Origin of the sequence: Pseudomonas sp. SORGH_AS_0211 (assembly GCF_031453455.1) — a bacterium.
GTDB lineage: Bacteria > Pseudomonadota > Gammaproteobacteria > Pseudomonadales > Pseudomonadaceae > Chryseomonas > Chryseomonas aestiva.
The window spans coordinates 3,262,071-3,275,803 of sequence record NZ_JAVIZV010000001.1 but is presented as its reverse complement, the minus strand read 5'-3'; the positions used below and the strand labels follow the sequence as shown (position 1 = coordinate 3,275,803).

Below are 13,733 nucleotides of genomic sequence, written 5' to 3'. Positions count from 1 at the left end.
TTAGGCCTGCTTGAATTTCGCCAGGGACTGAATGCGCGCGGTTTCGATTCGCGCCACTTCTTCCGCCGGTACGTAGTAGTCGACATCGTCGTCGTAGCTGCGGACGACCGCACTGACGATGCAACCCACGAAGCTGGCGATGGCCAGCCACCAGATGTGCCAGATCAGGGCGAAGCCGAGGATCAGAGCGAAGAAGCTGATCACGATGCCGGCAGCGGTGTTGCGCGGCATGTGGATCTTCTTGTAATCCGCATCCTTCTTCTCGGTGATGCCTTTTTCCTTCATGCCCCAGTAGGCGTCGATGTCGTGCACTTCCGGCACTTCAGCGAAGTTGTAGAAGGGCGGCGGCGACGAGGTCGACCATTCCAGGGTACGGCCATCCCACGGATCGCCCGTCACGTCCACGTTTTCCGGCAGATTGCGGTCGCGGATACTGACGTAGAACATCCACAGCTGGCTGAGGATGCCCAGGGCGATGATGCCGGCGCCAATGGCGGCGGTCACCAGGAAGGGGTGCCAGTCAGGGTTGTCGTAGTGGTTCAGACGACGGGTCATGCCCATGAAGCCCAGCATGTACAGCGGCATGAAGGCGACATAGAAACCGATCAGCCAGCACCAGAAGGCCTGCTTGTTCAGCTTCTCGTTCAGCTTGAAGCCGAACACCTTCGGGAACCAGTAGATCATGCCGGCGAAGTAGCCGAACACGGCGCCGCCGATGATCACGTTGTGGAAGTGGGCGATCAGGAACAGGCTGTTGTGCAGCACGAAGTCGGCACCCGGTACCGCCAGCAGTACGCCGGTCATGCCGCCGATGCTGAAGGTCACGATGAAGCCCAGGGTCCAGAGCATCGGCGAGGTGAACTGGATACGACCCTGGTACATGGTGAACAGCCAGGTGAAGATCTTCACCCCTGTCGGGATCGCAATGATCATCGTCGCGATGCCGAAGAAGGCGTTGACGTTACCGCCCGAACCCATGGTGAAGAAGTGGTGCAGCCAGACGATGAAGGACAGCACGGTAATGGCTACCGTCGCCCAGACCATCGATACATAGCCGAACAGACGCTTCTTGCTGAAGGTGGAGGTCACTTCCGAGAACACGCCGAAGGCCGGCAGGATCAGGATGTATACCTCGGGGTGGCCCCAGGCCCAGATCAGGTTGGTGTACATCATCTGGTTGCCACCGGCTTCCGCGGTGAAGAAGTGGAAGCCCAGGTAGCGGTCCAGGGTCAGCAGCGCCAGAGTCACGGTCAGGATCGGGAAGGCCGCCATGATCAGAATGGCAGTACACCACGAGGTCCAGGTGAAGATCGGCATGCGCATCAGGGTCATGCCCTTGGTACGCATCTTCAGCACGGTCACGAAGAAGTTGACGCCGGTCAGGGTCGTCCCGATACCGGAAAGCTGAAGGGCCCAGATGTAGTAGTCCATCCCTACGCCTGGACTGTACTTGATGCCTGACAGCGGCGGATAGGCCACCCAGCCGGTCGCGGCGAATTCGCCCACGAACAGCGACATCATGATCAGCACGGCGCCGGCCACGAACAGCCAGAAGCTCAGCGAGTTCAGGAAGGGGAAGGCCACGTCGCGGGCACCGATCTGCAGCGGTGTCACCACGTTCATCAGGCCGGCCACGAACGGCATCGCCACGAAGAAGATCATGATCACGCCGTGGGCGGTGAAGATCTGGTCGTAGTGGTGCGGTGGCAGGTAGCCCTCGGCGCCGCCAGAGGCGATGGCCTGCTGGCTACGCATCAGGATGGCGTCGGAGAAGCCACGGAGCAGCATGACCAGCGCGACGATGAAGTACATCACGCCGATCTTCTTGTGGTCGACGGTGGTCAGCCACTCTTTCCAGAGATAGCCCCACTTGCCGAAATAGCTGAGCGCCCCGATGAGTCCCAGGCCGCCCAGGGCGACCACAACGAACGTCACGAGAATGATCGGCTCGTGATACGGAATATCCGCCAGAGTTAATTTACCGAACATAACTTATTCCTCGGTACCGTGTTGACCACCGTGCTGGCTCATGTCCATCACGTGATCGGTCTGCTTGCTGAAGTCGGACTTCATGAACTTCTTGATGACCGTTCTGAACAGATCCGGCTCGACCGTCGAGTAGTAGGCGATCGGCTGCTTCTCGCTGGGCTTGGCCAGCTCGGTGTAGCTCGCCTGGTCCAGGGTCTTGCCACCCGACTGCTTGACCTTGTTCACCCAGGCGTCGAAATCGCCGGCGGTGGGTACCGCGTGCACGGTAAAGATCATGTCGGAGAAGCCGGCGCCGCTGTAGTTGGCCGAGCGACCCTCGAACTCGCCGGGATGATCGGCGATCAGGTGCAGCTGGCTCTGCATGCCGGACATTGCGTAGATCATGCCGCCCAGGGCCGGGATGGATAGGGTGTTCATGACCGACTCGGAGGTGATCTTGAACTGCACCGGACGATTGACCGGGATGGCGATCTCGTTCACCGAGGCGATGCCCTGCTCGGGATAGATGAACAGCCATTTCCAGTCCATCGAGACCGCTTCGATCACCAGCGGCTGCTCGGGATGATCGAGCGGCTTGAAGGGATCCAGTTCGTGGGAGGTCTTCCAGGACAGGATGCTCAAGAACACCACGATGGCCAGGGGGACCAGCCAGACCACGGCTTCGATCTTGTAGGAGTGGGCCCAGTTCGGGGTGTACTTGGCTTCCTTGTTGGTAGCGCGGTACTTCCAGGCGAACAGGAAGGTCATCACGATGACCGGGATCACCACGATCAGCATGAGGCCGAACGCTGTGTAGATGAGGTTGCGTTCTTGCACGCCGATGGAGCCTTTCGGATCCAGCAGCACGGCGTCGCACCCGCTGAGCAGCAGCGCGGCGGCACCGGCCAGAAGCCAACCGGTTGGTTTTAGATACTTCGTTAGTTTCATCTCACGACCTCAGTAGAGCGGCTCATCGTGGTTATTCTCTCAACGTGCCTGTCGCCAGCCTCATGCTCCGCAACGGACAGGCATCCGTGCGGCAGACTGATGGATTGCAGAAATTGCGGGATTTCGCAGCGCGGTATGGTGCCACAGAGGGGCTGGATATTCGACCCTTTGGTCAGCCGCCGTTCAGGTCTTGCCGGCCGTCAAGAAAGCCGAAATCAGGCGGTGTAAGGCACTGTCATGCGCTGGGTAAGAGTAGCCGAGGGACAGAGAGCCGCCAGTTTGCTCCGGCGTTTGCCGTCGGCTCGCATGCAAGGCGCAGATCGGAAAGGAGCGCACAAAGGCGCGGCCCAAGGCGGCTAAGGCCTTGAAGGCTTTGAAAAGAGCGAGGAGGGATGAAACGGAGGAATGGTGCCGGAGATAGGAGTCGAACCTACGACCTTCGCATTACGAATGCGCCGCTCTACCAACTGAGCTACACCGGCACGAAGCTTTCAATGATAAGTCTTCGGTTATCTGCTGTGCAAGCCTGGTCGTTAAGCATGCAGGAAGGCCTGTGGCGATGTGTCGCACTGCTGCCTGCCCGGGATTCCACGATTCCCTGCCTCTCGACCTGACGCAATTTTTCGAGAGAGGAGGTCAGCGGTCAGGGCGGCATGCATTCGGGAAACCTTTGCCCGAGTCGTCATACCTAATTCTTCGCGGATCCAGCCTTGCCGCAGCTTCGACCCCATGATTCTGCCAATAGATAGCTGCCCATGCGGAGAGCCTCGATGACCGATTACTCCCTTACCCGTCGTAACGTGCTCGTCGGCTCCGCCGTGGGGCTCGCCGCCGCTGCGTCAGGCGCTGCCGTCGCCCAGGAAGGCACCCGCGCGACTCGTCCCGCCAGGCCGCTGCAGGACCCACGCACCAAGTACACCCGCGAGCCCTTCAAGGAGCAGCGCCAGGAATGGCCGGCGCTCACCAGCAAGATGGAGCCGCGCCCTGACCATGGCGAGACCAGCTATCAAGGGTCGGGTCGCCTGGCCGGGCGCAAGGCCCTCATCACCGGCGGCGACAGCGGCATCGGTCGCGCCGTGGCCATCGCCTTCGCCCGGGAAGGAGCGGACGTGGCCATCAACTACCACCCTTCCGAAGAATCCGACGCCCAGGAGGTGGTCAAGCTGATCCAGGAAGCCGGCCGCAAGGCCATTACCCTGCCGGCTGACATCCGTACCCAGGAGGCTTGCGAAGACGTGGTGAGCAAGGCCATCCAGCAACTCGGCGGCCTGGACCTGCTGGTGAACAACGCGGCCTACCAGCAGAGCAAGGCCGATATCCTCGAGATCACTGACGAGCAATTCGACCGCACCTTCAAGACCAACGTCTATCACGTCTTCCGCTTCAGCAAGGCCGCCATCCCGCATCTGCCGCCGGGCGCCAGCATCATCAATACCGTCTCGGTGAATTCCTACGACCCCGGCGAAGAGCTCATCGACTACGCCTCAACCAAGGCCGCCATCCTCAACCTCACCAAGGGCATGGCCAAGCAACTGGCCAAGAAGGGCATTCGCGTAAATGCTGTAGCACCAGGTCCGGTGTGGACGCCGCTGCAGGTGGCAGGTGGGCAATTAGAAGGACAGATGAAGGAGTTCGGTCAGGACACGCCGCTGGGAAGGGCAGGGCAGCCGGCGGAGTTGGCGGGGTTGTATGTTGCGCTGGCCGAAGAGGATGCGAGTTTTAGTACGGGGACGGTGGTAGGAGCGTTTGGGGGGAAGGGGATGCCGTGATTTAAATTAAGCTATAGATATATCGGCAGGTAGTCGCGTCCCCTTATATTTCTCTTCTATTACTAGAATTCGAATAAACCAAGGCAGGGTAAATAAGTAGGAGCTAAATAGGCCTGCCAAGAGATAGCTCTCGTTGAGGTGAATGGCTATTAACGTGCTGATGCTTGCTATATAAATTCCTGAGAATAACGACACCGCAGCAAATGGTTCTTTTCTTTGTGATCTAACGTATCCTGCTATTCCGTTTATTACTAGTTGCGGAATCCAGCACAGGGTTGCTATGTAAATCGATTGATTATCAGCCATTCTGTCTATGATCAGTTGAATAAATGGAAATTGTGGATAATTTATAATTATAAAAAAGAAAGTGCTTGCTGAGAGGTATGATAGCAATGAGGCAGTGGTTGCTATTATTGCTATTCTGCGAGCTTCAAGGTTTTTCCCCTCACTAAAAAGTCTTCCTATTTTTGGCATGGTAAGGCTTATTAGCGTTGAGGATAAGGCGTACATTACAGAAAACAGTCCTAGAGTTATACCGATCCGGCCTGCGGTAATTTCGTCGTAAAAACAAAATGCGATTATGGATATCGATTGGAAGCTTAAGCATCCTCCAATAGAGCACAGTGCTGATTTTCCAGTTATTTCCGATAGCTTTTGATTTATTTTCTTTTCTTTGGGTTTTGCTAGTAATAGTTTTGAGCTTATGCGGCCAAAATTTTTTTTTATAAGTACGCTGGTGATTGCGGCTCCTGCTAAATAGCCTATGGCCAGTGCAAATATGCCCATTCCGGTAATCAGCAGCGCTAATGTGGTAAGTAAGTAACTTAAAGTTCCGGCGCACTTTGTCCATTGGCTTTTGGTTACAAGGCCAATGCCTTCCATGAATGACAGGAGTGTCAGGTTCCTGAGATTTAAATAGGCTGATATAACTATTATGATCCATGGGATCTGCCAGTGTGTGGTGCTGCTTCTCAAAGTCATTAGAAATGCGCCAAAGATGCCAATGATAAATATGTAGAAAAGTCCAGCCGAGCTTATCCATCGAAGTGAAAATGCCAGAATCGCACCGGCGGTCTTGAGGTCTTCTAGATTGCCTTGATTTATGGTCGATGAGATCAGATTCTTGGACTCGTGCGCGCTGAAATTTCCGCACACTGTCAGCACTCCAAGTTCTGCTAGCATGAAGAAGCCGATAAAGCCCAAAAAGAAGTACCAGTAACCTTGGTCTTCAATCGATAGATAATGAGTAATGGAAATTAGCAGGCACGGTCCTGCAGCAATTTTGATTATTTGGTTTGTAATGCCTGCTATATATATATTTTTCAACATGGCTGAGCGGCTCGTTGATCTGTCATGGCTCTATGCTAGGCTTTCTTTATGGCGCTATTTCCTTTCTTGCTAAAATTAATATTCTTTGTGGTATGCCAGGTACGTGACTTAGGTTTTTTACGGCCTCTTCATATTTTTCCGGTCCATAGAGTCTTCTGATATTTTTGAGGGCATCTAGGGATTCTGGCTCAAACCCATTTAAAGCTAACGCTATGCTGTAGCGAAAAATGCATGGCGGATAAGGATAGCGATAACTAACCTTCTTCATCCACGATAGCTCTTCTTCTGTCATTTCGCTATGTGCTTTACTTTTTGCGAATTTGATGAAATTACTCAGCTGGGTGAGTAGGTAGGTTTTTGGAGTTGGCTCTTCGCTGGTGATGTCGATGCCAGCTGACTGAAGTCTCATTATCCGCGCATCAGATTCGATCTGTAGGTATTCATGCCACGTTATGAGTACAAGAACTACGCATGCAATGGGAAATAGGCACTCTATGTTCTTTCTGCTTTCTTGATTTGCAGGCTCAAGCTGATTGGAAGAGATGCCGAAAAGTAAGCCCAGCGGTATTAAAAAGAAAGCATAGGCGTGGGGGTACTCAAGTAGGGAGTGAGTTATTATTGGAGTAATTGCAAGCAATGAAAATATTTTTTCTTTTGACTTGCTTTCATGTGTATTTTTGAGTAAATGCAAAGATAGAACGAGTATTATAAGTGAGCCTGGAATGAGGCCAAACCAAATCATCAAGTCCAAGGCAAAGCTATGAGTGTACTCTACCTGTATAGGTACGCTAAACTTTTTTGCGGTTAGCAGCTGGGCTTCTGCAATTTGATTTGCGCCATAGCCGAATATAGGGCCGTCCCATATGGCAATTGCAAATTGCTTATATATTCCGATTCTCTCTAGGCTGCTTGCTCTTTCCGCAAGGCTGCTGGAATTTAACAAAAGCGCTGTGCTAATCCTTGGGATTGCATATGCTAGGCCTAATAGTGCGATTATAATCAAAGAAAAGTGCCATATTTTTATTCTTTTATCTAGGCTGTCTCTTTTGTATAGCCATAGTAGTGATATTAAAAATACGCTTACTATTGCTGTTCTCGATTGTGTCAGTGCGATACCGAAGATAAATATTGTTGTTAGTGTGATGAGGAGTTGGGTGGTAATTTTTTTTTGTTCGTAGAAGAAATAAATGCCTACCAAGCCAAGGCATAACAATGTTGCAAGGTTGTTAGGTTGTGCCATGTTTCCAAAAGGTCTGGAGTTGGGTGGCATGGCAGCAATCCAAACTCCATAATCAACTCTAAACCATTGCATTATCGCTATGAAAACAGATAGGAGCGATGCGGCAATGCTAAAGAAGAAAAGCCAATCAATAAACCCGCTTCTTTCTTCTTGTGACCAGGTTCTGCCCGTAATATAAGATAGACAAAAGGCGAATAAGTATCCGAAAAATACCCACAAATCGCCGAAAAAAATTTGATCTTGATACAGCTTCGTGATTGAAGGTGCTAGCAGGGTAAGAAGGGTTAGGATGGTGGCTATAAGTATTTTTATATGATTTATTTTTAAAATTATGATTAAAGCCAGGAATGCTAGTAGGTCTTGTGAGGCTGATACCCATGGATAATAGTGGTAGGGTATTGTCCAGGCCAAGAAGAAAAGAAATGAGCTGATAGCATATCTAAGGCTAGATGACATGATATTCAGCTCAAATAAATCCCCTGCTAAATGCAGGGGCTTTGTCAGTGGAGTTACCCGCGGCAAGATCCGGGGCGGTATTTGGCTGGAATCGTGCCGCCACATACCCACTGGCCAATAGCGGTGCCTGCTGTAGGTGCAGTAGTGCCGGTTGCACCTACGTAAGGAGTAAGGGTAATTGTTCCATTCGCGCCCGTAGGCAAGTTCTGGGAGGTGACCGTGACTACCCCAGCAGCGTCAGTTTCAACCTTCGAAACGTACTTACTAGTAGCAGAAGCACTTTCACAACCCCAGTTGTTAGCAGTTGGTAGACTACCAGAAGAACTCTGAACAACTTCAGTAATAGTGGTTCTGCAGGCCGAAGCTGCAAGCATTACTTCGGAAACTTTCGCCCGAGTTGTATAATCTTGGTATGCAGGCAACGCGATGGCCGCCAAAATACCGATGATCGCTACCACGATCATCAATTCAATCAAGGTAAAGCCTTTCTGAGCTTTCATTCCAAATCTCCGAGGTTGGATCAGGCCAACGTGCCTTTTTGAGGTATAGCACAGGCCGTGCCAAAGAAAAGTGGCGACTGCAGCACGCTTTCCATGTGGTGCAAGTCAATAAAAGGTCAGCACATGACAAAAAATGTCAGCTGTCTGGCGCCATTTTGCGGACGGTCTGGGGGGTGCTATAACGCCTACTGTAGCCAAGGGTGGGAATAATGATGAACGAGACGGTGATGCTGTCAGGGCTGGCGCGGCAGTTGGTGGATGCTCAGCTGCTGGCGGAGGCGGCAGCCCAGCAGGCGGTGGTCAAGGCCAAGCAGGCCAAGGTACCCCTGGTGACCTATCTCGTTCAGCAGCGGCTGGTGCAGAGTCGCCCTTTGGCGGAGTTGGCAGCCCAGGAGTTTGGTGTACCTTTTCTCGATCTGTCGGCGATCGATAAGGAGCAGCTGCCCAAGGACATCGTCAACGAAAAGCTGATGCAGCAGCATCATTTTCTGCCTTTGAGCAAAAGAGGCAACAAACTTTTCATCGCGCTTTCTGATCCGACTAACCAACAGGCCATCAATGATGTGTCCTTTGGCAGCAAGCTCGCTGTCGAGGTGGTGCTGGTCGAGGATGACAAGCTGCACCAGGCCATCGAAAAGTATCTCGATGGCGGTACGGGGGGACTGGATCTGGGCGATATCGACCTTGATCTGGAGACTGAGGGTGGCGAGCGGCCTCAGGAAGCCGTTGCGGGTACCGACGCCGACGATGCGCCCGTGGTGAAGTTCGTCAACAAGATGCTGCTCGATGCCATTAAGAAGGGCTCGTCCGACCTGCACTTCGAGCCCTATGAAAAGATGTACCGGGTACGCTTTCGTACCGACGGCGTCTTGCACGAGGCGGCGCGGCCGCCCGTGCAGCTGGTGTCGCGGATCTCGGCGCGGCTCAAGGTGATGTCCAATATGGATATCTCCGAGCGGCGCAAGCCCCAGGATGGCCGGGTCAAGCTCAAGGTCTCCAAGACCAAGTCCATCGACTTCCGTGTCAACACCCTGCCCACCCTCTGGGGCGAAAAGATCGTAATGCGGATTCTGGATTCCTCCAGCGCCCAGATGGGGATCGATGCCCTGGGCTATGAGGATGTGCAGAAGGAACTCTATCTGCAGGCGCTCAAGCAGCCGCAGGGGATGATCCTGGTGACCGGCCCGACCGGTTCGGGCAAGACGGTATCCCTCTATACCGGCCTCAATATCCTCAATACCGAAGACATCAATATTTCCACCGCCGAGGATCCGGTGGAGATCAACCTGGAAGGCATCAACCAGGTCAACGTCAACCCACGGCAGGGCCTCGACTTCTCCCAGGCGCTGCGGGCCTTTCTGCGTCAGGATCCTGACGTGATCATGGTCGGCGAGATCCGGGACCTGGAAACGGCGGAGATCGCCATCAAGGCAGCCCAGACCGGTCACATGGTGATGTCGACCCTGCACACCAACAGCGCGGCGGAAACCCTGACGCGCCTGCGGAACATGGGGGTGCCCGCCTTCAACCTGGCGACCTCGGTCAACCTCATTATCGCCCAGCGGTTGGCGCGCAAGCTGTGCAACAAGTGCAAGAGAGTCCATGAGGTACCTCGTGAGGCCCTGCTGGCCGAAGGCTTCCGCGAGGAAGAGATCGGCAGTTTCACCCTTTACCAGCCTATCGGCTGTGAGGACTGTAATGCCGGCTACCGCGGGCGGGTGGGGATCTACGAGGTGGTGAAGGTCACCCCGGCGCTACAGCAGATGATCATGGAGGAGGGCAACTCCATCGAGATCGCGGCGCGGATGCGCAAGGAGGGCTTCAATGATCTGCGGCGGTCGGGACTGGTAAAGGCGATGCAGGGGATTACCAGCCTGGAAGAGATCAATAGGGTCACTAAGGATTAACGGCTTCCCTCACCCTAGCCCTCTCCCTGAGGGAGAGGGAACTTGATCGGCGCGTCGGTTAATGCCTGAGCATAGGGCATTGGCATCAAGGGGTGCCTAGTACGTTGGTATTTGGCGCGATGCTTGCTCTCAAAGCTCCAAACCGCTCTGCACAGAGCATTCTTTTGACGGGCTCGCCACGGCGGGCCGAGCCTTTGATGAGTCGAGGCCATGGCCGATAAAGCTATCAAGATGGGCAGCTTCACCTGGGAGGGGACCGATCGCAAAGGGACCAAGGTGAAGGGCGAGATGACGGGCCTGAATCCCGCCTTGATCAAGGCGCAGTTGCGCAAGCAGGGGATCAATCCGACCCGGGTGCGCAAGAAATCGGTGTCGCTGTTCGGCAAGGGCAAGAAGATCAAGCCCATGGACATCGCCCTGTTTACTCGACAGCTGGCAACCATGATGAGCGCGGGCGTACCCCTGCTGCAGGCCTTCGACATCATCGGCGAGGGCTTCGACAATCCCAACATGCGCAAGATGGTCGACGACATCAAGCAGGATGTCGCCGCGGGTAATAGCCTGGCCAACTCCTTGCGCAAACAGCCGCAGTATTTCGACGACCTCTATTGCAACCTGGTGGATGCCGGCGAGCAATCGGGTGCCTTGGAGACCCTGCTGGATCGGGTAGCCACCTACAAGGAAAAGACCGAGGCGCTGAAGAAGAAGATCAAGAAGGCCATGACCTATCCGGCGGCGGTAGTGGTAGTCGCGGTGATCGTGTCGGCCATTCTGTTGATCAAGGTAGTACCTCAGTTCCAGTCGGTGTTCGAAGGTTTCGGTGCTCAATTACCGGCCTTTACCCTTATGGTCATCGCCATTTCCGAGGTCTTGCAGGAGTGGTGGTTGCTGGTACTGGGCGGGATCTTCGTGCTGGCTTTCGTCCTGCGACACTTCTACAAGAAGTCGGAGAAATTTCGTGACGCTACGGATCGGGGGCTGCTGAAGATCCCCCTCATTGGCTCAATTCTCTATAAGTCGGCCATTGCCCGTTATGCACGGACCCTGGCCACTACCTTCGCGGCGGGTGTCCCGCTGGTGGATGCCTTGGACTCGGTAGCAGGAGCAACCGGTAACGTGGTGTTCCGCAACGCCGTGGAGAAGATCAAAGGCGACGTTTCTACCGGTATGCAGCTCAACTTCTCCATGCGCACTACCGGGGTTTTCTCTTCCATGGCTATCCAGATGACGGCCATTGGCGAGGAGTCGGGTTCGCTGGACGAGATGTTGTCCAAGGTCGCGACCTTCTATGAAGACGAGGTCGACAATATGGTCGACAACCTCACCACCCTGATGGAGCCGATGATCATGGCGGTCCTCGGGGTTCTGGTAGGTGGTCTGATCATCGCCATGTACCTGCCCATCTTCCAGCTCGGCTCGGTGGTCTGATGGCGCTGTTGGAATTTTTGGTCGGCGCGCCGCTGGCCGCGACGCTGTGCGCGCTGGTCCTGGGGTTGCTGGTAGGCAGCTTTCTCAATGTGGTGGTCTATCGCTTGCCGGTGATGCTGAAGCGAGACTGGCAGGCCGAGGCGCGTGAGGTGCTCGAGTTGCCGGCTGAGCCGGTCGGAGTGCCTTTCAATCTGGCGCGACCTGCCTCTCGCTGTCCCCATTGCCAGCGCGCCGTGCAGCCCTGGGAAAATGTGCCGGTGCTGAGTTATCTGCTCCTAAGCGGTCGCTGCAAAGGCTGTCAGGCCACTATCAGCCTGCGTTATCCGCTGGTGGAGCTGGCCTGCGGACTGCTGTCGGCCTGGGTCATCTGGCATCTGGGCGTGACCTGGCAGGGTGGGGCCTTTCTGCTACTGACCTGGGGGCTGTTGGCGGCCAGTCTGATCGATGCCGATCACCAACTGTTGCCTGACGTGATCGTCCTGCCGTTGCTGTGGCTGGGGCTGATTGCCAATCAGTTCGGGCTGTTCACCAGTCTCGGCGATGCGGTCTGGGGCGCGGTGGCGGGCTATCTGAGTCTGTGGCTGGTATTCCAGCTGTTCCGCCTGGTGACCGGCAAGGAAGGCATGGGCTACGGCGACTTCAAGTTGCTGGCGCTGCTCGGTGCCTGGGGTGGTTGGCAGATCCTGCCGTTGACCATCCTGCTGTCGTCGCTGGTGGGCGCCATCCTGGGTGTCATCACCCTGCGTCTGCGGCGGGCGGAAACCAGTACGCCCTTGCCCTTCGGTCCCTATCTCGCCGTGGCGGGGTGGATTGCCTTGCTCTGGGGTGATCAAATAACCGGCCTGTACCTGAACTTCGCCGGATTCCGATGACTTCTGCCTGGACCCTCGGCCTGACCGGGGGCATCGGCAGTGGCAAGAGCGCCGCTGCCGAGCATTTCGCCCGCCTGGGCATCACCTGTGTCGACGCCGATCAGGCCGCCCGTTGGGTGGTGGAGCCGGGCCGCCCAGCGCTGTCCGAAATCGCCGGGCATTTTTCGCCGGCGGTCTTGCAGCCGGATGGCAGTCTGGACCGTGCGGTGCTGCGCGCGGCGATCTTTGCCGATCCGGCCGAGCGGCGCTGGCTCGAAGCCCTGCTGCATCCTCTCATTCGTCAGGAAATCCTGGCAGCCTTGGCCCGCGCAGCGTCGCCCTATGCCATCCTGGTGTCGCCGCTGCTGTTCGAATCCGGGCAGCGGGCACTGGTCCGCCGCGGATTGGTGATAGACGCGCCGGAAGCGCTGCAGCTGGAGCGGGCCATGCGCCGTGACGGGGTGGACGAGGCTCAGGTGCGGGCCATCCTGGCGGCGCAGCTGCCGCGTGCCGAGCGGCTGGCCAAGGCCGATGACGTCATCTGCAACGACCGCGATCTCGCCGCGCTCCACGCCGAGGTGGAGCGCCTGCATTCCTTTTATCTGACCCTTGACGGAGGCCAAGCATGAGCACTCTTACCGTGGACTGCCCCACCTGTGGCGCACCCGTGGAATGGAGCGAGAAGAGCGCCAACCGGCCCTTTTGTTCCGACCGCTGCAAACTGATCGACCTGGGTGCCTGGGCAGCGGAAGAGCACGCCATCCCGGGTAATGACCTGGAAGACGATCTCTATTCGGAAGATCTCAATCGGCGCGGCCACTAGGGCGCGCCTTCCTCCTATAGCCGCTGCGCCCAAGCCTGGGCGGTCGCCTGGGCCGCCTGGCGCAACTTGGCCGCCAGCTCGGGTTTCTCGTATTCCAGCGGACTGGACGCCGTGACCGTATGGATGCGGTCGCGCTTGATAAAGAACACCTGGGTGCCCAGCAGCGGCTTGCTGCAGGCGCTGGCGCCTTCGCCCAGGCCATCGATGGCCTTGCATTCCAGTTGCTCGCTGAGCGATTGCACCTGCCGCCGCAGCTTGGGCAGCGCCCGACCGCCATTCTCGTAACCCGCCGACAGGCCCAGCAGGTAGTTGGCCGGTTGCCCGGTGTCGCGATCGGTAAAGGCGCAGCCGCCGGCGATCTGGCGAGCATAGGCCAGCGGCAGGCCGGAGCTCTGCTGCAGCAGGGGCAGTGGCAACTGGGCCTGCAGGCTGGCGCAATCGACGGGCTCGCCGTTATCGGCATGGGCGAGGGCGGCACTCAGCAGCAGGGGAAGGGCAACGAGGAAACGCATGA

12 protein-coding genes and 1 tRNA gene are annotated in these 13,733 nt (G+C 56.1%); 6 read left to right on the top strand and 7 right to left on the bottom strand.

Features of this window, described 5'->3' with window-relative positions:
• The 3 genes from cyoB to QE393_RS15180 form a co-directional block, all read right to left on the bottom strand.
• Positions 1–1,989, bottom strand: a complete 1,989-nt coding sequence (cyoB, locus tag QE393_RS15190; protein ID WP_158896248.1) for a cytochrome o ubiquinol oxidase subunit I — start codon at positions 1,987–1,989, stop codon at positions 1–3.
• A gap of 3 nt (positions 1,990–1,992) precedes the next feature.
• Complete coding sequence (cyoA, locus tag QE393_RS15185) at positions 1,993–2,916, bottom strand: ubiquinol oxidase subunit II (protein WP_133861286.1); 924 nt, start codon at positions 2,914–2,916, stop codon at positions 1,993–1,995.
• Between the two features lie 406 nt (positions 2,917–3,322).
• A tRNA-Thr gene (locus tag QE393_RS15180) sits at positions 3,323–3,398 on the bottom strand.
• Between the two features lie 288 nt (positions 3,399–3,686).
• Here QE393_RS15180 and QE393_RS15175 point away from each other — a divergent pair.
• The gene (locus tag QE393_RS15175) at positions 3,687–4,685 is read left to right on the top strand and encodes an SDR family oxidoreductase (RefSeq protein ID WP_310044404.1); all 999 of its coding nucleotides are present in this window, start codon (positions 3,687–3,689) and stop codon (positions 4,683–4,685) included.
• 6 nt (positions 4,686–4,691) lie between these two features.
• Here QE393_RS15175 and QE393_RS15170 read toward each other — a convergent pair whose 3' ends face one another.
• Genes QE393_RS15170 through QE393_RS15160 form a run of 3 tightly spaced genes read right to left on the bottom strand, consistent with a single transcriptional unit; the run spans position 4,692 to position 8,210 of the window.
• On the bottom strand, positions 4,692–6,014 hold the full coding sequence (locus tag QE393_RS15170) for a hypothetical protein (RefSeq protein WP_310044401.1): 1,323 nt from the start codon (positions 6,012–6,014) through the stop codon (positions 4,692–4,694).
• A gap of 46 nt (positions 6,015–6,060) precedes the next feature.
• On the bottom strand, positions 6,061–7,710 hold the full coding sequence (locus QE393_RS15165) for a Wzy polymerase domain-containing protein (RefSeq protein WP_310044398.1): 1,650 nt from the start codon (positions 7,708–7,710) through the stop codon (positions 6,061–6,063).
• A 53-nt stretch (positions 7,711–7,763) separates the two neighbouring features.
• Entirely contained in the window at positions 7,764–8,210 is a 447-nt protein-coding gene (locus tag QE393_RS15160; protein WP_042137102.1) for a pilin, read from the bottom strand.
• 212 nt (positions 8,211–8,422) lie between these two features.
• Here QE393_RS15160 and pilB point away from each other — a divergent pair, with 212 nt between their 5' ends.
• The 5 genes from pilB to yacG all read left to right on the top strand — a co-directional run bounded on the left by pilB (position 8,423) and on the right by yacG (position 13,219).
• Positions 8,423–10,117 (top strand): type IV-A pilus assembly ATPase PilB, encoded by a 1,695-nt coding sequence (pilB, locus tag QE393_RS15155; RefSeq protein WP_310045642.1) that lies wholly within the window; start codon positions 8,423–8,425, stop codon positions 10,115–10,117.
• A gap of 210 nt (positions 10,118–10,327) precedes the next feature.
• Positions 10,328–11,545 (top strand): type II secretion system F family protein, encoded by a 1,218-nt coding sequence (locus tag QE393_RS15150; protein ID WP_310044394.1) that lies wholly within the window; start codon positions 10,328–10,330, stop codon positions 11,543–11,545.
• The gene (locus QE393_RS15145; protein ID WP_310044393.1) at positions 11,545–12,417 is read left to right on the top strand and encodes an A24 family peptidase; all 873 of its coding nucleotides are present in this window, start codon (positions 11,545–11,547) and stop codon (positions 12,415–12,417) included. The genes QE393_RS15150 and QE393_RS15145 overlap by 1 nt, the downstream gene beginning before the upstream one ends.
• Complete coding sequence (gene coaE, locus QE393_RS15140; RefSeq protein WP_310044391.1) at positions 12,414–13,025, top strand: dephospho-CoA kinase; 612 nt, start codon at positions 12,414–12,416, stop codon at positions 13,023–13,025. The genes QE393_RS15145 and coaE overlap by 4 nt, the downstream gene beginning before the upstream one ends.
• On the top strand, positions 13,022–13,219 hold the full coding sequence (yacG, locus tag QE393_RS15135) for a DNA gyrase inhibitor YacG (protein WP_273806525.1): 198 nt from the start codon (positions 13,022–13,024) through the stop codon (positions 13,217–13,219). The genes coaE and yacG overlap by 4 nt, the downstream gene beginning before the upstream one ends.
• A gap of 14 nt (positions 13,220–13,233) precedes the next feature.
• Here yacG and QE393_RS15130 read toward each other — a convergent pair whose 3' ends face one another.
• The gene (locus tag QE393_RS15130; RefSeq protein WP_310044388.1) at positions 13,234–13,731 is read right to left on the bottom strand and encodes a hypothetical protein; all 498 of its coding nucleotides are present in this window, start codon (positions 13,729–13,731) and stop codon (positions 13,234–13,236) included.
• Positions 13,732–13,733: the final 2 nt, after the last annotated feature.